Below are 19,790 nucleotides of genomic sequence, written 5' to 3'. Positions count from 1 at the left end.
CTGCGTCATCCTTTGCGCATGTGATGTGGCTGAAACGGAAGCGGGTGGAGCGAAAGAGGCAGGCGATTGCCGCGCACCTCCGCGAAAATCGGATTGTGGAGCGCGTCGACATCGACGCTGCCCATGGCGATGGGTCCGCCGAAAGAGGGGCCGAAGCCGCCCGACGTGACCGCGCCGACCGGCTTGCCGTCGCCATCGACGAGCGCGGCGCCGGCACGCACCGGCTGGCGGCCCTCGGGCTTCAGGCCGACCCGCTTGCGGCACGGGCCTGCGGCGATCGCGGCGGCGAGCGCGTCGGCGCCGATATAGCTTCCGCCGGCGCGCAGCGCCTTGGGGATCGCCCATGTCAGGCCGGCATCGACCGGGTCGGTGTCCGGCGCGATGTCCTGACCGTGCAGGCACAGTCCGGCCTCGAGACGCAGGCTGTCGCGTGCGGCAAGCCCGATCCACTCGACGCGTTCGTCAGCGAGAAGTTTTTCGGCCAGCGCCTGCGCCGCATCGAGCGGCACCGCGATCTCGAACCCGTCCTCGCCGGTGTAGCCGCTGCGCGCAAGGAACCCGCCATCGGCGGTTTCCCTGCCGTTCATGAAGGCGAGGCTGTCGATCTCAAGCCCGGCGTCGCGCGCGACCGCCTCTGCCTTTGGCCCCTGCAAGGCCAGGAACACACGGTCGAGCGCCTCGACAATGCAGTCGAAACCCGATGCGACTTCGCGCAGATGCGCCTCGTCGGCTACCGCATTTCCAGCATTGGCGACGACGACGAAGCGCTCGTCGCCGACCCGCGTGACGATCAGATCGTCGAGGATGCCGGCATCGTCATTCAGGAAAAAGGTGTATTTCGATTGGCCGACCGCCAGCGCATCGGCCTCGATAGGGCAGGCACGGGACAATGCTGCCGCTGCCTCACGGCCCGACACGACAAACAGCTTCATGTGGGAGATGTCGAACAGCCCCGCCGCCTCGCGGCAGTGGAGGTGTTCTTTCATCACGCCGGCCGGATAGGTCAGTGGCATCGACCAGCCGGCGAATCCGCCGAACTTCGCGCCCGCATCCGCGTGCAGATCGTGTAGTGGGAGTCGTTTCAGTTCGCCCGGTTCCGCCATTCGGCCTCCAAAGGTCGCACGCATCCAGCCGCTTCAGCGGCATGTTCGTGCCCCTCTGTCGGAAGCCTGAGAGACTCGCGCGACCGGAACCCTGTCGGCAGCGCTTACACCTTCGGCGCGGGGGATGAACCCCGACTTTCCAGAGCGTCTTGACCGGCAGACGGTTCTTTTGCCTGAGAGATTTCGGGCGATTTCCCCTTCGGCGGCGATCCCGGCCATCGGCCCGAAACGCTCTCTCCCGCAAACCGGCGGGGTGCGAGCACCCCTGACGGAATCGACGCTAGACGATTGCGGTGGCCTTGTCACCATCGCGGGCGAATATCCGCAACTCATCCTCGATCTGCGAAATCACCGCCGCGCTCTGTGCATGAAGCCGCTTCAACTCGGACAATTGCGCCATGATCGCGCGAACCGTGTCGTCGCGCGCATCCTCTTCCACCGGCGCCGTTCCGACGCCGTAGAGCAGCCAGGACAGGCTGACATTGAGCACGCCCGCCAGCATCGAAAGCCGGTTGGCGCGCGGCTGCGAACGATCGGTTTCCCAGGCCTGAAGCGTCGCCGTCTGCACGCCGAGCCGGCGCGCAAGCTGCGCGGTCGTCATGCCGACCGCGTCGCGGGCGCGTGAAAGCCGGCCGCCCAGCGTGTCGAGGTCGGGATTTTCGGAATAGATCGTCGCGGTGTCAGGCACCTGTGCCACCCCCTGAGATGTTGGTCTGGATCGTGCCGCGTGCCGGTCGGCAGCGCGCGTCCAAGCATGAAGCATCAGGGCGACAACCGCAACCGCTTGGCAGGTCCGCCTTCCAGATCAGGGCGTTAGCGCCGCCACCTCATTTCATCTGACAACGGATAACCGCTCCGCGTGCCACCGCAGATGATCGTCCATGAAAGTGGAAATAAAGAAATAGGAGTGGTCATACCCCTCCTGCATCCGCAAGGTCAGGCGGATTTCCGTATTTTTCACCGCCTCCTCGAACAGCCAGGGTCGCAAGCCGTCGTCGAAAAAGCCGTCCGCCGTGCCCTGATCGATCAGGAACTCGCCAAAGCGCGCGCCGTCCCCGACCAGAGCTGTCGCGTCATACGCGCGCCAGGCGGCCTCGTCCGTCCCGAGATACTTCTCGAACGCCGGCTTCGACCAGCCCGCCGTCGATGGCTGGACGATCGGCGCAAAGGCGGAGCACGACTTGAACCGGTCCGGATGCTTCAGCGCGATCGTCATCGCACCATGCCCGCCCATCGAATGGCCGAAAATCGATTGACGATCCATGTCGGCTGGAAAGTTCTCGGCAATCAGCTTCGGCAATTCGACGGTGACATAGGAATACATCCGGTAGTGCTTCGCAAATGGTTCCTCGGTGGCGTCGAGATAGAACCCGGCGCCCTTGCCGAACTGCCAGTTGTCCGGTTCGTCGGCGACGCCTTCGCCGCGCGGGCTCGTATCCGGGCACACGACGATCAGGCCGAGTTCGGCCGCCATGCGCCGGTACTCGCCCTTGTCCATAACGTTGGCATGGGTGCAGGTGAGGCCCGACAGATACCAGACAACCGGGCAGGGACCGTCCTTCGCCTGCGGCGGCACGAAGACCGCGAAAGTCATCTCGCAGTTGCAAGCCTGCGACATGTGCGCATAGACGCCTTGAACACCGCCATGGGCTTTCGCTTCCGATATGATCTTCATCAGTTCCTCAATTCGAGTTCAGCGCCCGCCGGATCGTCCGGTCCAGCGTCTCCAGGAAGCGCGACCGGTCCTTCGGCGAGAAGGCGGCGTTGTAGCCCTTGATTTCGCCGCTTTCGCGCAAGTTCTGCTTCAGATCGCGCATGGCGACGGCCATGCCGATCGTCTCCGGCGTGAAGGGCTGGCCGGTCATGCCGATGACATGGCAACCCTTCTCGACACCACGCGCCGCGAGCGGAATATCGGCGGTCACCACGATGTCGTTGGCCGCCGCATTCTCGACGATCCAGTCGTCGGCGGCGTCGAAGCCGGCCGAGACGACGACGTTGCGCACCATCGGGTCGCGCGAGGGGCGCAGGCCGCCATTGGCAACGAACGTCACGACGAGACCGTGGCGTTCGGCAACTTTCAGAACCTCGTTCTTGACCGGGCAGGCATCGGCGTCGACGAAGATGGCAGGTCTGGTCACGGCAGGCTGCACTGGGTCAGTGCTATGCCTTCCTCGCCGGCCGCCTGGCTGATGCGCAGCGTATCGGGCTGCGACGTGTCGAGCGTGATCTGACGTTCCTCCGTCTCGCCTTCAGCAAAACAGGTGGCCGAAACCGTCGTCGCTCCGGCGACCGCCTCGCCAGGCTCGATATTGCATACGCTTTCGTAGCGGCGAATGGTGGTCGGGGTGATGACGGCGAAGAGTTCGATCGGCTCCTGGTCCACTCGCGCGCAGGCTGCCGCGGTCTCGGCCCAGACACCGACATAGTCGGGGCCGATACCGGCCATCGACGCGCGGGCGGCCGCGCGCGTATCGGCGTTGAGTTCGCCTTCGGCAGCCAGCAGCGCGGCCGGGTCTCCCACGGGCTCGTCCGGCACGTCGCCGCCGGTCGCTTCGTTGATGCGCGCTTCCAGTTCTCTCGCTGCCCGTTCGATGTCGCCGCGGGCCCGCTCGATGATCTCGCTCACCGAAGCGCCGATCTGACCGGCAACCTCGCTGGCCCTGTCGAGCGTCGGCCCAGCATCTTCAAGCGCCTGCTCGGCGCGGGTGCGCGCTTCTCCGGCCAGACGCCCCGCTTCGCTCGCCGCTTCCTCTGCTGCCTCGCGCATCCGGGAGAGCGCGTCTGTGGCCGCATCCTCGGCGTCGTCCAATGTCCGATCGAAGTCGGGATTGGCCGGTTCGGTCTGCGCCGGCGGCGTCGGCTGGGCCTGCGAGGTCGTCGTCTCGTCCTCGCCGCAGGCAGCGAGTGTCATTAGCGAAACGCCCGCGGCAGCGAGCAGGACTTTGTTTGCGAACATCTGTTTTTCCCGATTGCGAAAGCGGCTGATCCGTCCGCGGCGGACGGCTCGCGCGTTAACGCGCGGCGCGGCGAAAAGTGCCGCCGCCACTTTCGTCAATAAACGACGACGCTGCGGATCGATTCGCCTGCGTGCATCAGGTCGAAGCCTTTGTTGATTTCGTCGAGCGACAGTGTGTGCGTGATCATCGGGTCGATCTCGATCTTGCCGTCCATGTACCAATCGACGATCTTCGGGACGTCCGTGCGCCCGCGCGCGCCGCCGAAGGCCGTGCCCTTCCAGGTTCGCCCGGTGACGAGTTGGAACGGTCGCGTGGCGATTTCCTGACCTGCGCCGGCGACGCCGATGATGATGGATTCGCCCCATCCGCGATGAGCCGATTCAAGCGCTTGGCGCATGACCTTCACGTTGCCGGTGCAGTCGAACGTATAGTCCGCGCCGCCGATCTGGTCCGCGCCGCGCTTGGTCATGTTGACGAGATGGGGAACGATGTCGCCGTCGACTTCCGACGGATTGACGAAATGGGTCATGCCGAACCGCTCACCCCATTCCTTCTTCGCGTCGTTCAGATCGACGCCGATGATCATGTCGGCGCCAGCCAGCCTTAGTCCCTGGATGACGTTGAGGCCGATGCCGCCGAGCCCGAAGACGATGGCGGTCGCGCCGATCTCCACCTTGGCCGTGTTGATCACCGCCCCGATGCCGGTGGTGACGCCGCAGCCGATGTAGCAGATCTTGTCGAAGGGCGCGTCCGGGTTGACCTTGGCGAGCGCGATTTCGGGCAGGACCGTGTGATTGGCGAAGGTCGAGCAGCCCATATAGTGGAAGATCTTGTCCTTGCCGATCGAGAAGCGCGACGTGCCGTCCGGCATCAGCCCCTGGCCCTGCGTGGCGCGGATCGCGGTGCAGAGATTCGTCTTGCGCGACAGGCAGGAGGGGCAGGAGCGGCATTCGGGCGTGTAGAGCGGGATGACGTGGTCGCCCTTCTTCAGGCTCGTCACGCTCGGCCCCACGTCGACCACGACGCCCGCGCCCTCATGGCCGAGAATCGCCGGGAAGATGCCTTCCGGATCGGCGCCCGACAGCGTGAATTCGTCCGTATGACAGATGCCCGTCGCCTTGATTTCGACCAGCACCTCGCCGGCGCGCGGACCATCAAGGTCGACTTCCATGATCTCAAGCGGCTTTCCAGCGGCGGTGGCGACGGCGGCGCGGGTTTTCATCCTGTGTCCTCGGCGATTTTCTGTTGCTGCAACGTTTCAGGAATCCGGCTGGCGTTCAAGCAGGCTCTTGTGTTGAAAGGTCGCGGGCAGGGTGGACATCGCTCCCGCCCGCTCACACAATGACTGCCGACTCTTCTTGCGAAAGCCCGACATGACCGTCAGCCCGACCAGCGCTGTTTCGAACCGCTTTGTCCATCTTCGGGTCCACTCGGCCTATTCTCTTCTCGAAGGCGCGCTGCCCATCGGCAAGATCGTCGGCCACGCGGTCAAGGACCAGGCACCGGCCATCGGCATCGCGGACACAAACAATCTCTTCGGAGCGCTCGAATTCGCGCAAAAGGCGGTCAAGGACGGCGTGCAGCCCATTGTCGGCTGCCAGATCGACGTCAATTTCGGCGATTTGCAGGATAATGGCCGCAACGGCCGCAAGCACGATCGCGGGCTGACGCCACTGGTGCTGATCGCGGCGACCGAAACCGGCTATGCCAATCTCGTCGACCTCGTTTCGAAATCCTATCTCGACGTGCCTGCGGGCGAGCCCGTCCAGGTGCTCGCCGAATGGCTTTCGACCCGCTCGGACGGCATCATCTGCCTCACCGGCAGCGACCGCGGCCCGGTCGGCGCGGCGCTCAGGGCCGAGCAGCCGGCGCTTGCAGAACAGCGCCTTCTTCAATTGAAGGCATGGTATGGTGATCGGCTCTATGTCGAACTCCAGCGCCCCACAGGTTACGACCGCACGCTGGAAGCGGCGACGATCGAACTCGCCTACGCGCACGACCTGCCGCTCGTCGCCACCAACGAAGCCTTCTTCCCCGCCGCCGCCGACTACGACGCCCATGATGCGCTGATGGCGATCGCCGAGGGTTCGGTCGTCGCCGTCGACGACCGCCGACGGCTGACGCCGGACCACTATCTGCGCACGCAAAAGGAAATGGCCGCCCTCTTCGCCGACCTTCCGGAAGCCCTTGCCTCCACCATCGAGATTGCCCGGCGCTGCTCCTATTATCCGCAGACGCGCAATCCGATCCTGCCGCGCTTCACCGGCAACGACGCGGCCGATGCCGATGCCGCACTCCAGGCCGAGGCCGACGAACTCGCCCGCCAGGCCCGCGAAGGGCTCGACTCGCGCCTTGCCGCGCACGGCCCCACCAAGGGCTATACGGTCGAGCAGTATCGTGAACGGCTCGAATTCGAGATCGGCATCATCACGCGGATGAAGTTCCCCGGCTACTTCCTGATCGTCGCGGACTTCATCAAATGGGGCAAGGCGCAGGGCATTCCGGTCGGCCCCGGCCGCGGCTCGGGGGCAGGATCTCTCGTCGCCTACGCGCTCACGATCACCGACGTCGATCCCCTGCGCTTCTCGCTGCTCTTCGAGCGCTTCCTCAATCCCGAACGCGTGTCGATGCCCGATTTCGACATCGACTTCTGCCAGGACCGGCGCGAGGAGGTGATCCGCTACGTCCAGGGCAAGTACGGCCGCGAGCAGGTCGGCCAGATCATCACCTTCGGAACGCTTCAGGCCCGCGCCGTGCTGCGCGACGTCGGCCGCGTTCTCCAGATGCCCTACGGCCAGGTCGACCGGCTGTGCAAGATGGTGCCGGCCAATCCCGCCAACCCGGTCAAGCTCAAGGACGCCATCGAGGGCGAGCCGCGCTTTGCCGAGGAGGTCGAGAAGGAACCGATCGTCCAGAATCTCCTCGACATCGCGATGAAGCTCGAAGGGCTCTACCGCCACGCCTCGACGCACGCCGCAGGCATCGTCATCGGCGACCGGCCGCTCTGGCAACTCGTGCCGATGTATCGCGATCCGCGCTCCGACATGCCGGTCACCCAGTTCAACATGAAATGGGTCGAGCAGGCGGGGCTGGTGAAGTTCGACTTCCTCGGCCTGAAGACGCTGACCGTCCTCCAGTCCGCCGTCGATCTCATCAAGCGACGCGGCGTCGACATCGACCTCGCGACCATCCCGCTCGACGACGAGAAGACCTACGCCATGCTCTCGCGCGGCGAAACGGTCGGCGTGTTCCAGGTGGAATCGGCAGGGATGCGCAAGGCGCTGGTCGGCATGAAGCCCGACTGCATCGAGGACATCATCGCCCTCGTCGCGCTCTACCGTCCCGGTCCGATGGAAAACATCCCGACCTACAACGCCCGCAAGCATGGCGAGGAGGAGATCGAGTCGATCCATCCGAAGATCGACCATCTGGTGAAGGAAACGCAGGGCGTCATCGTCTACCAGGAACAGGTGATGCAGATCGCGCAGGAGCTTTCGGGCTATTCGCTCGGCGAAGCCGATCTTTTGCGCCGCGCGATGGGCAAGAAGATTCGCGCCGAGATGGACAAGCAGCGCGTGCGCTTCGTCGACGGCGCGATCGAGCGCGGCGTCACCAAGCCGCAGGCGAATTTCATCTTCGACCTCCTCGCCAAATTCGCCGATTACGGCTTCAACAAATCGCACGCCGCCGCCTACGCCATCGTCTCCTACCAGACGGCCTATCTGAAGGCGCATTATCCGACCGAGTTCCTCGCCGCGTCGATGACGTATGACATGAACAACACCGAGAAACTGTCTGATTTCAGACAGGACGCCATGCGTCTGGGGATCGAGGTCGTGCCGCCATCGGTGATGACGAGCCATCGTCCCTTCGAGGTCGGCGAAAAGAAAATCTTCTATGCGCTCGCCGCCATCAAGGGCGTCGGCGAGGGCGCGGTCGATCATATCGTGGCGCTGCGCAAGGAGAAGTCGTTCCAGAGCCTCGAGGATTTCTGCTCGCGCATCGACCCCAAGATCGTCGGCAAGCGCGTCTTCGAAAGCCTGATCGCGGCCGGCGCGTTCGACTGCTTCGGCCATGATCGCGCGGCGCTCGCCTCCGGGATCGACCGGATGATGGGGCTCGCCGCTCGCGCCAGCGAGAATGCCGCCAGCGGCCAGACCGACATTTTCGGACAGGCGCTCGGCGCCGAGCCCGAAAAGCTGCATTTGCCGCTCGCCGAACCGTGGCTGCCGGCTGAGCGGCTCCACCGCGAGTTCAACGCCGTCGGCTTCTACCTGTCGGCCCATCCGCTCGACGAATACAAGGCGACGCTGGAAAAGTTGCGCGTGCAGGGCTGGGCGGAGTTCCAGGCGGCCGTCAAGCGCGGCGCCTCGGCGGGGCGGCTCGCCGGCACGATCACCTCACGCCAGGAGCGCCGCACCAAGACCGGCAACAAGATGGGCATCATCATGCTGTCCGACGCGACCGGGCAATACGAGGCGGTGCTCTTCTCGGAGATGCTGGCGCAGTACCGCGACCTTCTGGAACCCGGCAAGTCGGTGGTGGTGACCGTCGCTGCGGAAAACCGGCCCGAAGGCGTCAATCTGCGCGTCCAGACCATGGTATCGCTCGAAGAAGAGGCGAGCCGCATCCAGAAGGCGCTGCGCATCTTCCTGCGGGATACCTCGCCCCTCCCGATTCTCACCGGCCAGTTGTCGCAGCGCGGCGAGGGGCAGGTCAGCTTCGTCGTCATCCGCGAGGGCGGGCAGGGGGAGATCGAGGTCGAGCTTCCCGACCGCTACCGCCTGTCGCCGCAGATCGCATCCGCGATGAAGGCCGTTCCGGGCGTGGTCGACGTCGAACTGGTCTGAGGATCACACGGCGTATCGTCGCTTCATGTTAAGTGTGGTCGACAGTTGCCAAAACGCCGGTTTGGCGCGTTGTCCGTCTCGAAGGACATCAAAATTCGAGAGGATTCGACATGCGCGCCTTGTACGCCAGTGTGATCGTTGCAGCCATGACGGTTGCAATCCCTGCCAACGCATCGGAAGCCGAGTTTCTGGAAACGCTCGAAGGCAATTGGTCCGGCGGTGGCTCCATCCGCCTCAAACCCGAACAGAATCCCGTCAACGTGAATTGCGAACTCGCGTCCGATGCCGCCGCCGCCAGCCTGTCGATGAACGGCAGTTGCAGCGCGATGATCGTCATGTCGCGAGCCATCGGAGCGGACCTGACGGTCAATGGCGCAAGCTACTCGGGAACATATATCGGCTCGCCGCGCGGTCCGGCCAGCCTTTCGGGCAATCGCAACGGCGATACGGTCAGTCTCGCCGTCGCCTGGCCGGAGACGGGCCGCGAGGCAAGCATGGAACTCTCGTCCACCGGCAACGCCTTGCAGATCGTGACGACCGAAGCGCATCCCGAAACCGGCGAGCCGGTCGTCACCGCGCAGCTTTCCTTCGAGCGCCAATAGTCAATTCGCTCTCGGCGGCCGCCCGTTGCGCGGCCGCCCGAACGTGTAGCCGGTCTCGACGATCGTGTTGCCGAACTTCTCGCGCAGCCGGTCCATCGCGCCTTCGGCCTTCGCGGCCTTCGCTCCGCGCAGGTCGACCAGATCGGGAGGATCGGCCCGCGCCGCGTCCGCCAGATCGCTGACGCCGATGCCGAGCAGGCGGAACCGCGTGCCGTCGAGTTCGTGCTTCAGCATTTCCAGTCCGGTCTGGAAAATTCGCTCGGCAAGTCGGGTCGGGTCGGCGAGCGCGCGATTGCGCGTGCGCGTCTTGAAGTCGGGCGTCTTCAGCTTGAGGACGACGGTTCGCCCTGCCACATCCTGGCTTTTCAGGCGGCGCGAGACCTTCTCGCTCAATGCGCGCAGCACCGGAACGAGATCGTCGGCGCGCGACAAGTCGGTGTCGAAGGTCGTTTCGGCCGACACGCTCTTGGCTTCCCGGTCGGTGGAGACGCGCCGAATGTCCTCGCCGCGCGACAGATGGTAGAGCCTGTAACCCATCGTTCCATAGCGTTTCAGGAGATCGCCGCGCTCCATCTTCTGCAACTGGCCGATGGTCCGCAGGCCGTCGCGTTCGAGCACCGCCTCGAACGCCTTGCCCACGCCCCAGATCATCGAAACGGGCTGTCCTGCCAGAAACTCCACCGCCTCGGCTTCGCCGATCACGGCAAACCCCCGCGGCTTCCTCAAGTCGGAAGCCACCTTGGCGAGGAACTTGCAGTAGGACAATCCGACCGAGACCGAAATGCCGATCTCGCGTTCGACCGACAGCGCGAACTGGCCGAGGACTAGCGCCGGGGGCTTGCCGTGCAGCGTCTCGGTTCCTCCAAGATCCAGGAATGCCTCGTCGATGGAAAGCGGCTCGACCAGAGGTGTCAGCGCCTCCATCATCTGGCGGACCTCGCGCCCGACGCGGACATATTTCTCCATGTCGGGCTTGATCACCACCGCTTCGGGACAGGCTTGCAACGCCTTGAACATCGGCATCGCCGAGCGCACGCCCTTGATGCGCGCGATGTAGCAGGCGGTCGACACCACGCCGCGCGTGCCGCCGCCGATGATGACCGGCTTGTCGCGCAGCGCCGGATTGTCCCGCTTTTCCACCGCGGCGTAGAAGGCGTCGCAATCGATATGGGCCAGATGCAGCGAATAAAGCTCGTGATGGCGCGCGATGCGCGGGCTTCCGCAGGCATCGCAGCGCGGTGCCTTCCCGCGCTGGAGCGTCAGGCAATCGCGGCAGAATCCATATAGCGGATGATTGACAGCTTGGCGCATCGATGTGAACATAAAGGGAACAAATATCCTAGGCCGATGTTCAAGGCACCGCAAGCGAATTGCGTTGCATCATCGACTGGCATGGAGGAGCCAATGGAAAAGGACATCCTTCCCCTGACGCCCGAGTTCTGGCCCGCCTTCGAGGACCTCTTCGGCAAGCAGGGCGCGTGCTACGGCTGTTGGTGCGTTCATTTCAGGTTGCCGCCCGCGGCCCGGCGCGTCAACGACCGTGAGGCGAACAAGGCGTTCATCAAGCGGCGGATCGAGGATGGCCCGCCGCCCGGTCTTTTGGCATTCGACAATGGCCGCGCGGTCGGCTGGATGCAGATCGGCCCGCGCGCCGACGTACCGGAATGGAACAACAAGGGCAGGGCGTCCGCACCTCTCGATGCCGAGTCCGCCGATGAGGCCATCTGGGCGATCTCCTGTTTCTTCCTGCGCGCGTCCGCGCGCGGCAAGGGACTGACGCATCGGCTGGTCGCGGCGGGGCTCGACTTCGCCCGCCAGAACGGCGCGCGCCTCGTCGAGGCGTGCCCGATGGTGCAGTCCAGGGACTCGCGCTCCATCGGGCTTTTCGTTGGCTCGGCGCGCGTTTTCGAAAAGGCGGGGTTCGAGACCGTCATCGAACGCAAGGCCGGCCGGCCGCTGATGCGCTACGCGCTTGCCGCCGTGTCGTGACGGCCGATGCCGAGCGCATTTTCGATCTTCGGCAGCGCCTCGGCCCAGTCATGCACGACGATGGCGAAGTCTGGCGGCGGCGGCATCAGTTCGCGCAGGCTGTTGTCGGCCATCAGATGGAAGAATGCGCCGTCGGGAACGTTTTCATGCGCCGAGATCAGGTTGCGCGGCTGATCGTCGACAAAGGCGACCGGACGGGGCGTTTCGCCGCGCAGGCGCGCGACGGCCGGACCCTTGGCCATCTCCGTCGTCAGGAGCGGGTAGGGCAGGCCGAGCGCGTCGAGATGGCGCCGCCGCGCATCGCGGAAGCGGTGCGGCATCGCCGTCAGGAGCACGATTTCCGCGCTCCGCGCGATCTGCGTCATGGCATCGGCAGCGCCGTCCGTCACCGTCTGCCAGTCGGCCTGGCCGTGGAAGAAATCGTCGACCAGCGTGCGCACATGCTCGATTTCGGCGACGTTGCCGTTCTCGACATGGAAGATGTTGCCGTGCAGCGCGAAACTGTCGAGCCTGAGGTCGAAGCCCTTCGACTTGAGATAGCGCGGAAACGGCTTGATGAAATCGAGGATGACGTCGTCGACGTCGAGAATCAGCAGCGGCCGGTCGTCCGCTGCAAGTTCCTCGATCTGGCGCAGCGTCTCGGGGTCGTCGCTCATGAGGACATCTCGTATCTGTCGTCGCCCGCCGGCAGAGCGCGCAAAGCCCGCCCGACATCCTGCGGCGCGACGCCGCTCGTCTCGGAGAATTTGATCAATGTCGGCTCGTGCGCCAGAATGAATTGCAGCACGCCGGCCATGAAGCCCGGCTCGCCCGCAGCGCGGCGGATGTCGTGCGCGGCGATGCCGGTCAAGTCGAGGAAGCGCGGCAGCAATTGTGCGTCGCCGGCGATGAAGCGGAGCGCCTGAATGGCGATGCCATCGGCTGTTTCCCGCGCCAACTTCTTGTCGCTGCGCCCCGAATCCGACATGGTCCTGTTCATGCGGCTGGGTTAGCCTGCGTTCCGGTTACGATCAAGCATCGTCGTCGGCTTAGTTTTCAAGAGTTTGCGTTTCGTCAATCAAATCACGCTAGCATTTCGGCGGGGTCGAAACCGTTCGGCGCCTGGACTGTCGAGGACTTATGACCAAGAAGGTGATGATCGTCGAGGACAACGAGCTCAACATGAAGCTCTTTCGCGACCTCATCGAAGCGTCGGGCTACGAGACCGTGCGCACGCGCAACGGGCTCGAGGCGCTCGACCTTGCGCGCGAGCACCGTCCCGACCTCATCTTGATGGATATCCAGCTTCCCGAAGTCTCGGGACTGGAGGTCACCAAATGGCTGAAGGACGACGACGATCTGCGCTCGATCCCGGTCATCGCGGTGACGGCCTTCGCCATGAAGGGCGACGAGGAGCGAATCCGGCAGGGCGGCTGCGAGGCGTACATCTCCAAGCCGATCTCGGTCGCGCGCTTCATCGAGACGATCAAGTCCTATCTGGGCGATGCGTGAGGAGCCGGTCGGGCGGCCGGACGAGGGGTTGAAATGACGGCGCGGATACTTGTTGTCGATGACATTCCGGCGAATGTGAAGCTTCTGGAAGCCCGGCTGCTGGCCGAATATTTCGAGGTGCTCACCGCCAGCAATGGCCGCGACGCTCTGGAAATCTGCGAGGCCGGCCGCGCCGACGTCGTTCTGCTCGACGTCATGATGCCCGACATGGATGGGTTCGAGGTCTGCCGCCGCCTGAAGACGGATTCGGCAACCGCTCACATCCCCGTCGTCATGGTCACCGCGCTCGACCAGGCGGCCGACCGCGTGCGCGGGCTCGAAGTCGGCGCCGACGATTTTCTCACCAAGCCCGCCAACGACCTCCAACTCATGACGCGGGTCAAGAGTCTCGTTCGCCTGAAGATGCTGACCGACGAGTTGCGGATGCGCGCCTCGACGACGCGCAATATCGGCATCGAGGAACTCCTGAAGAAGCGCGACATCTCGGCCGATGCGCCGATCCGCGCCCTTCTGGTCGATGATCGTCCGTCTTCGGTCGAGCAGATCGAGAAATATCTGCGCGGCATCTGCACGCTCGAAATCGTGTCCGATCCGCAAGCCGCCCTTCTGGAAGCGGCGGAAAAACCCTATGAGTGCGTTCTGATCTCGACCACGCTCGAAGAGCACGATCCGCTGCGGCTTTGCTCGCAACTGCGCACGCTCGATCGCACGCGTTTCCTGCCGATCATCCTGATCGCCGGGCCGGACGAGACACAGCGCCTCGTGCGCGCGCTCGAGCTCGGCATCAACGACTATGTCACCCGCCCCGTCGACCGGCAGGAACTGATCGCGCGGCTGCGCACACAGGTCAAGCGCAAGCGCTATAACGACCAGCTTCGTTCGTCCGTCACGCAGACCATCGAGATGGCCGTGACCGACGGGCTGACCGGGCTGCACAATCGCCGCTATCTCGACAGCCATCTGGCGAGTCTCGCCACCAAGGCGCGCAGCCGGGGCAGGCCGCTCTCGGTGCTGATCACCGACATCGACCGCTTCAAGTCGATCAACGACACGCACGGCCACGACGCCGGCGACGACATTTTGCGCGAATTCGCCATGCGCCTTCGCCAGAGCGTGCGCGGCTTCGACCTTGCCTGCCGCTATGGCGGGGAGGAGTTCGTGATCGTCATGCCGGACACCGATCCGGCGCTGGCCGAAAAGGTCGCCGAGCGCATCCGCGAGCAGATCGCGCGAAACCCGTTCACCATCGAGGATGGCGCAAAAACGCTCGAAGTCACGATCTCGATCGGCGTTGCGTCGCTCAAGGGGGAACCCGACACGGCGGGCGACATGATGAAGCGGGCGGACGTCGCGCTCTATCAGGCGAAGAACGCCGGCCGCAATCGTGTCGTCGCAAGTGCAGCCTAGTCAAGGCGTCTTCTAGACAGTCAGTGTCTGTCCCCGCGCGTGTTTACCTTAACGCGCGACTCTTGGCGACAAAGTTAAGAAATTATTGATTTTCAATCGGTCTTGCGCGACTGTGAAGCCATCAGGGCAGCAAACGAGGGCATCTGCCCGGCAAGCTACCCCATGATGCTCAGGTCCGCCGCATCTCCTGGGTCCGTGGGGTCGGCCGGTCGACACTGACACTCAAGTGGCCTCCTCGTACCACTGTCAGCCGTCGGCCGGCCCCTTTTCATTTGGACAATCCTCAAACGCAAAACGCCGCCCGAAGGCGGCGCTCGAAATCGATCGGAAGCGTGAAGCCTACTTGATCTTGGTTTCCTTGAATTCGACGTGCTTGCGCGCGATCGGATCGTATTTCCGCTTCGTCATCTTGTCCGTCATCGTGCGGCTGTTCTTCGTCGTGACGTAGAAGCTGCCGGTGTCGGCGGTCGACAGAAGCTTGATCTTGATGGTTGTCGCCTTGGCCATTTTGGTCGTCCGTTTTTTGAAAGAGAGATCACCGCATACGAACGGGAGCCGGGCCCGGCGGCGGAAAGCTTGGCGCGAGACATACTGGATCGGCGCGGTTTGTCAACCCCGCCCGACGCCCGAACCCAGCCGCACCGCGCCCAGCCCGAGATAGGCCGCGAAGAAGATCATGATCGCATAGGCAAAGCCGTTCGGGCCGAAGATGTCCATGCCGATGCCGATCGCCTGAGGCCCGAGCAACATGCCGATTCCGTAGCACAGGACGAAGGCGGCGTTGGCCGAGGCCAGGTCGCGCCCCGAAAGCCGCGAGCCGAGATGGGCAAGGCCGACCGTGTAGAGCCCGGCGACGACGCCGCCCCACACAAAGAGCACGCCGGCCGTCAGATACCAGTCATGAGCGACGAAGGGCAGGGCGACCATGCCCGCAAGGCCGATCGCCGCGCAGATCATCAGCAGATGCCGCCGGTCACTGACGCGATCGCTGATCAGTCCGAGCGGGATCTGAAGCAGCACGTTGCCGAGCCCGACAGCGGTCAGGAGCAACGCCGCGTCGCCTTCCGAATAGCCGATCCGGGTGCCATAGACGGGAAACAGCGCGAAGCCGCCCGTTTCGACCGCGCCGAAGACGAGGACGGCCGCCGTCGCCATCGGCACCAGCCAGATATAGCCGACGAAGCGCGTGCCGGTCGGTGCGGCGTCGATGCGCGGACTTTCTTTCAAGGCCGCAAGGACGGGCAGGGCCGCGAACATGACAATGGCGAAGGTGATACCGAAAGGCAGGAAGCCCTGGCTGCCGACCTGTGCGAAAAGCCAGGGTCCGAAGGCAAAGCCGAGCGAGAGCACGGTGGCGTAGATTCCCAGGATGAAGCCGCGCCGCGCCGCAGGCGCCGACGTCGCGATCCAGAATTCCGACAGGATGAAGACGATGGTGATCGAAAAATGCAGCGCCGCGCGCAACGGAAACCACATCCAGAATTCCGGCGCGGCATAAAAGCCGATGAAGGAAAACGCGCCGACGACGATCATCGCCAGCATCGTCCAGACGACGCCGAAGCGGGCCGCGAGGGGCGTCGCGCATGGGGCGGCGACGATCGAGGCGAGGCCGGCCATCGCCGTGTTGAGCCCGATCATGGTCGCCGAGTGACCGTGGCCCTCGAGGATGACGCTCAAGAGCGGCATTCCGATGCCGATTGCGATTCCCACCACGCTGATCGAGGCGATGGCCGCCGACACCGACAGCCACCTTATGGTCTCGTCACCGGGAACCGACAGGCCGGAATGCATGGGAAACCGGCGCTAGATGATGTTGCGTTCGAAGCGGTTGTTCCGTAGCCGATAGAACGGAACCTCGCCGCCGGGTTTCAGGTCCGGGTCGGCTTTCAACCGGGCTTCGAGATCGCCGAGAACGGTGCGGGTAATGGTCGGAATGTCGGCCTGTTTGGCGTCCGCAATCGGCAGCCAGACCAGTTCTTCCAGTTCGTGCGTCGGGCCGCCGTCTTCCAGTTCGAGGGCGACCTCGTTCTTCCAGACCGAGAGGAACCGCGTGTCGAAGCGGCGCACGCGGCCGGGCGGCGTGATCGCGCGGGCAACGAAGCGCAGGCCCGCGAGCGAAGGCTGGATGCCGTGCTCGGCGAAGCCCTGCCAGTCGGCCTTGTTGGTCGTGAAGGGACCGCGGCGGCCGATCAGGAGCCCGGCTTCCTCGTAGGTCTCGCGAATGGCGGAAAGCGCGATGGCGCGGGCGCGGGCGGCGGTCGCGCGGCTTCCGGTCCCGATCAGCTTGGTTTCCTCCGCCGGTTCGAGCGGCGTCGCAACGTCGATGCGGCTGTCGTTCGGGTCGGTGCGCCCGCCTGGAAAGACGAACTTGCCGGGCATGAAGGCGTGCTTCATGTGCCGGCGGCCCATCAGCACGCAGATGTCGCTGCCGCGGCGGTCGAGCAGAATCAGCGTCGCCGCGTCGCGCGGCCGCTTCGGGCCGGCGCCGAGCGCGAAATCCTTGCTTTCGGCCTTGTCGATCTGGGCGCGCGTAAAACCTTCCAAGATGTCACTCCCCTCGCGACGGTTCGATCAAAGTTCCGGATGATCGTCGAGTATGTCCTTCTCGCCGCCGAAACCGTGCATGTGGAGCGCCCATTGTAGGCCGACGACGGCGCCCTTCACCGGCTGGAGAAGCACGATCGAGCCGACGATCGTTAGAGGCACCCAGATCGCAAGATGCTGCCAGAGGCCGAGACCGCTTGTCATCTCGACGCCCATGAAGCCGGCAATGACGATATGGCCGACGATGAAGATCACCAGATAGGCCGGCAGGTCGTCGGCCCGGTGGTGGTGCAGTTCCTCGCCACATTTCGCACATTCCGGCGTGACCTTCAGGAAGCGGTCGAAAAGCCTGCCCTCGCCGCAATTGGGGCAGCGGCAGAGAAAGCCGCGCCACATCGAACGGATCAGGGGCCGGTTTGCCTGTGCGGCATCCCCGCCATAATGGATTTCGCTCATCGCCTGCTCCTCGTCGATCCACGTCCGCCCGGCCGGCGCGACTGGTCTGCGCGTCGCCGGCCCTTGGCTTTGTGAAGCGAGGCGCGCGATCCCGAGACGGGCTCCGGGTCGCTCATCATCTCGAACCGAAGGCTGCCTGCCATCGGCGCGATCTCGACCAGCTTCACCTCGACCGTATCGGCGAGCCGAAAGCCCTTTCGGGTTTTTTCGCCGACCATCGCGTGCGCCGCTTCGTCGTAGATATAGTAGTCGTCGCCCAACGTTGACACCGGCACGAAGCCATCTGCGCCGAACTGCGGCAGTTGGACGAAGAGCCCCGCCTTGGTGACGCCCGAAATGCGGCCTGTAAAGGTCTCGTCGATCCGCGTCGCCAGATGCGCGGCGATGAGTCGGTCGACCGTGTCGCGCTCGGCCGCCATCGCGCGGCGCTCCGTTGCCGAGATCAGCGCCGAAATCTCCTCCAGCCGGCCTTCTTCGGCCTTGGTCAGGCCGTCCTTGCCAAGGCCGAGCGCGGAAATCAGGGCGCGATGGACCATCAGATCGGCATAACGGCGGATCGGTGACGTGAAATGGGCGTAACGGCGCAGGTTCAGGCCGAAATGCCCGGCATTGTCCTTGGAATAGATCGCCTGGCTCTGGCTGCGCAGCACGACCTGGTTGACCAGTTCATCATGCTCGCTGCCCTCGACCGCCTTGAGAATGCCATTGAACTGCGAAGGGCGCAAATTCGCGCCACGCGCCAGCGACAGGCCCACCGTCGTCAGGAATTCGCGCAACGCTTCCTGCTTCGCCATCGAGGGTTCGTCATGGATGCGGTAGATCAGCGGCTGGCGCTTGGCCTCCAGCGTCTCGGCGGCCGCCACGTTCGCCTGGATCATGAATTCTTCGATCAGCTTGTGCGCGTCCAGCCGGTCGGGAACGACAACACGGTCGACCGTGCCGTCCTCCTTCAGCAGAATTTTGCGCTCGGGCAGGTCGAGATCGAGCGGCTGGCGGCTGTCGCGGCCGCACTTCAGGACGCGGTAACCGTCCCAGAGTGGCTTCAGCACATGGTCGAGAAACGGTGCCGCTTTTTCGTCAGCCGCACCATCGATCGCCGCCTGCGCCTGATTGTAGGACAGCTTGACGTGGCTGCGCATCATCACGCGATGGAACGAATGCCGGATCTTGCGGCCTTCGGCGCTGAAGACCATGCGCACCGCAAGCGCAGGGCGGTCCTCGTTCTCGCGCAGCGAGCAGAGGTCGTTGGAGATGCGCTCGGGGAGCATCGGCACGACGCGGTCGGGGAAGTAGCACGAATTGCCGCGCTTCAGCGCTTCCTGGTCGAGTTCGGTCCCCGTGCGCACATAGGCCGCGACATCGGCGATGGCGACGGTCGCGACGATGCCGCCGGGATTCGCCTCGTCCTCGTCCGGTGCCGCATGAACCGCGTCGTCATGGTCCTTGGCGTCGGCCGGGTCAATGGTGATCAGCGGCAGGTCGCGCCAGTCCTCGCGGCTATCGAGCGTCGCCGGGCGGCAGGCTTCCGCTTCCGCAATCACCGCATTCGGAAAAACATGCGGGATGTCATGGCTGTGGATGGCGATCATCGAGACCGCCTTCTCGCTCGTCAGCGAGCCGACCACCTCCACGACCTTGCCCTTCGGCAGGCCGTAGCGGGCATGGCGCAGCGGCGCGACCTCGATCAGATCGCCGGGCTTCGCCCCGTTCAGATCGTCCTCGTCGATAATCAGTTCGGGCTGGCGGCGCTCCACCGGTTCCATGCGGAACCCGCCATCGGCCAGATGCCGCAGCACGCCCAGCACCGCGTCGCGCTGCTTGTCGAAAATCTTGACGACGCGCGCCGTATAGGTCGGGCCGCCTTTTTCCTCGTTGGGAAAGGTTTTGGCGAGGACGCGGTCGCCGATCCCCGGCGCCGGGCCGCGGCCCTGGCGCTGCGTGCGGATCGCGACCAGCGGCGCGGCGCCGAGATCGGCGGGCCATTCGGCCGGGCGCGCGATCAGCAGGCCGTCAGGGTCGCGGCTGACGACGTCCAGTACCACCATATGCGGCAGGTCGCCGGGCCGCTTCAGTTTCTTCTTGGCCGACTTTTGCAGAAGCCCTTCATCCTGGAGATCGCGCAGCATGTCCTTCAGCCAGACGCGATCCTCGCCCTTGAGGCGAAACGCCTTGGCGAGTTCGCGCTTGCCGGAAAGGTCCGGGTTTTCGGCGATATAGGCGAGGAGTTCATCGCGGCTCGGACGGAAGTCGCCGGACGAGGCTGCTCCTGGCCGCTTCGCCGGCGCGGCAGACTTTCGCCCGGAGATCTTTCGCGCCAAGGGCTACTCCTTCGCCTTTGCCGGAGCCTTCTTCGCACCCGTCTTCTTGGCGGCGGGCTTCCTGGCGGAC

General features: G+C 64.6%; 19 protein-coding genes and 1 riboswitch. Of the genes, 5 read left to right on the top strand and 14 right to left on the bottom strand.

The window, feature by feature from the left end; translation table 11 throughout:
• Positions 1–5: 5 nt before the first annotated feature.
• From gcvT to PZ895_RS16575, 6 genes are all read right to left on the bottom strand, one after another.
• The gene (gene gcvT / locus PZ895_RS16600; protein WP_275840111.1) at positions 6–1,103 is read right to left on the bottom strand and encodes a glycine cleavage system aminomethyltransferase GcvT; all 1,098 of its coding nucleotides are present in this window, start codon (positions 1,101–1,103) and stop codon (positions 6–8) included.
• A 151-nt stretch (positions 1,104–1,254) separates the two neighbouring features.
• Positions 1,255–1,354: riboswitch (glycine riboswitch) on the bottom strand.
• Between the two features lie 29 nt (positions 1,355–1,383).
• Positions 1,384–1,791, bottom strand: a complete 408-nt coding sequence (locus tag PZ895_RS16595) for a helix-turn-helix transcriptional regulator (RefSeq protein ID WP_275840110.1) — start codon at positions 1,789–1,791, stop codon at positions 1,384–1,386.
• A 144-nt stretch (positions 1,792–1,935) separates the two neighbouring features.
• Positions 1,936–2,778, bottom strand: a complete 843-nt coding sequence (gene fghA, locus PZ895_RS16590; protein WP_275840109.1) for an S-formylglutathione hydrolase — start codon at positions 2,776–2,778, stop codon at positions 1,936–1,938.
• A 7-nt stretch (positions 2,779–2,785) separates the two neighbouring features.
• A complete protein-coding gene (locus PZ895_RS16585) occupies positions 2,786–3,244 on the bottom strand; it encodes a YaiI/YqxD family protein (RefSeq protein WP_275840108.1) in 459 nt (152 codons plus the stop codon).
• Entirely contained in the window at positions 3,241–4,062 is an 822-nt protein-coding gene (locus PZ895_RS16580; protein WP_275840107.1) for a hypothetical protein, read from the bottom strand. The genes PZ895_RS16585 and PZ895_RS16580 overlap by 4 nt, the downstream gene beginning before the upstream one ends.
• Before the next feature lie 95 nt (positions 4,063–4,157).
• Positions 4,158–5,285 (bottom strand): S-(hydroxymethyl)glutathione dehydrogenase/class III alcohol dehydrogenase, encoded by a 1,128-nt coding sequence (locus tag PZ895_RS16575; protein ID WP_275840106.1) that lies wholly within the window; start codon positions 5,283–5,285, stop codon positions 4,158–4,160.
• 151 nt (positions 5,286–5,436) lie between these two features.
• Here PZ895_RS16575 and dnaE point away from each other — a divergent pair, with 151 nt between their 5' ends.
• Both dnaE and PZ895_RS16565 read left to right on the top strand, forming a co-directional pair.
• Positions 5,437–8,913, top strand: a complete 3,477-nt coding sequence (gene dnaE / locus PZ895_RS16570) for a DNA polymerase III subunit alpha (protein ID WP_275840105.1) — start codon at positions 5,437–5,439, stop codon at positions 8,911–8,913.
• 110 nt (positions 8,914–9,023) lie between these two features.
• Positions 9,024–9,515, top strand: coding sequence for a hypothetical protein (locus PZ895_RS16565; RefSeq protein ID WP_275840104.1), 492 nt, complete (start codon positions 9,024–9,026; stop codon positions 9,513–9,515).
• Here the strand turns inward: PZ895_RS16565 and PZ895_RS16560 are convergent, their stop codons facing one another.
• Entirely contained in the window at positions 9,516–10,838 is a 1,323-nt protein-coding gene (locus tag PZ895_RS16560; protein WP_275840103.1) for a DNA polymerase IV, read from the bottom strand.
• Positions 10,839–10,919: 81 nt separating this feature from the next.
• Between PZ895_RS16560 and PZ895_RS16555 the strand changes: the two genes are divergently transcribed.
• Entirely contained in the window at positions 10,920–11,504 is a 585-nt protein-coding gene (locus PZ895_RS16555) for a GNAT family N-acetyltransferase (protein ID WP_275840102.1), read from the top strand.
• On the opposite strand, the gene PZ895_RS16550 is transcribed toward PZ895_RS16555, so the two are convergent.
• Both PZ895_RS16550 and PZ895_RS16545 read right to left on the bottom strand, forming a co-directional pair.
• Positions 11,480–12,160, bottom strand: a complete 681-nt coding sequence (locus PZ895_RS16550; protein ID WP_275840101.1) for a hypothetical protein — start codon at positions 12,158–12,160, stop codon at positions 11,480–11,482. The genes PZ895_RS16555 and PZ895_RS16550 overlap by 25 nt on opposite strands.
• Positions 12,157–12,483 carry a DUF3572 domain-containing protein gene (locus tag PZ895_RS16545; RefSeq protein ID WP_275840100.1) on the bottom strand — a complete coding sequence of 109 codons (327 nt, stop codon included), beginning with the start codon at positions 12,481–12,483 and terminating at the stop codon, positions 12,157–12,159. The genes PZ895_RS16550 and PZ895_RS16545 overlap by 4 nt, the downstream gene beginning before the upstream one ends.
• 140 nt (positions 12,484–12,623) lie before the next feature.
• Here PZ895_RS16545 and PZ895_RS16540 point away from each other — a divergent pair, with 140 nt between their 5' ends.
• The gene (locus PZ895_RS16540; protein ID WP_024585493.1) at positions 12,624–12,995 is read left to right on the top strand and encodes a response regulator; all 372 of its coding nucleotides are present in this window, start codon (positions 12,624–12,626) and stop codon (positions 12,993–12,995) included.
• Between the two features lie 33 nt (positions 12,996–13,028).
• Positions 13,029–14,402 carry a PleD family two-component system response regulator gene (locus tag PZ895_RS16535; RefSeq protein ID WP_275840099.1) on the top strand — a complete coding sequence of 458 codons (1,374 nt, stop codon included), beginning with the start codon at positions 13,029–13,031 and terminating at the stop codon, positions 14,400–14,402.
• Between the two features lie 339 nt (positions 14,403–14,741).
• On the opposite strand, the gene rpmG is transcribed toward PZ895_RS16535, so the two are convergent.
• The 5 genes from rpmG to rnr form a co-directional block, all read right to left on the bottom strand.
• The gene (gene rpmG / locus PZ895_RS16530) at positions 14,742–14,909 is read right to left on the bottom strand and encodes a 50S ribosomal protein L33 (RefSeq protein WP_024585495.1); all 168 of its coding nucleotides are present in this window, start codon (positions 14,907–14,909) and stop codon (positions 14,742–14,744) included.
• A gap of 102 nt (positions 14,910–15,011) precedes the next feature.
• Positions 15,012–16,193: an MFS transporter gene (locus PZ895_RS16525; protein WP_275840098.1), complete on the bottom strand. Its 1,182-nt coding sequence runs from the start codon at positions 16,191–16,193 to the stop codon at positions 15,012–15,014.
• A gap of 12 nt (positions 16,194–16,205) precedes the next feature.
• Complete coding sequence (locus PZ895_RS16520) at positions 16,206–16,946, bottom strand: NUDIX domain-containing protein (protein ID WP_275840097.1); 741 nt, start codon at positions 16,944–16,946, stop codon at positions 16,206–16,208.
• A 27-nt stretch (positions 16,947–16,973) separates the two neighbouring features.
• Positions 16,974–17,402 carry a DUF983 domain-containing protein gene (locus tag PZ895_RS16515; RefSeq protein ID WP_275840096.1) on the bottom strand — a complete coding sequence of 143 codons (429 nt, stop codon included), beginning with the start codon at positions 17,400–17,402 and terminating at the stop codon, positions 16,974–16,976.
• Positions 17,399–19,708, bottom strand: coding sequence for a ribonuclease R (rnr, locus tag PZ895_RS16510; protein ID WP_275840281.1), 2,310 nt, complete (start codon positions 19,706–19,708; stop codon positions 17,399–17,401). Before rnr ends, PZ895_RS16515 begins: the two co-directional genes overlap by 4 nt.
• Positions 19,709–19,790: the final 82 nt, after the last annotated feature.

This window comes from Mesorhizobium sp. YIM 152430 (assembly GCF_029210365.1).
Taxonomy (GTDB): domain Bacteria; phylum Pseudomonadota; class Alphaproteobacteria; order Rhizobiales; family Rhizobiaceae; genus Aliihoeflea.
The sequence above is the reverse complement of the archived record's forward strand: the minus strand, read 5'-3'. Positions and strand labels throughout refer to the sequence as shown.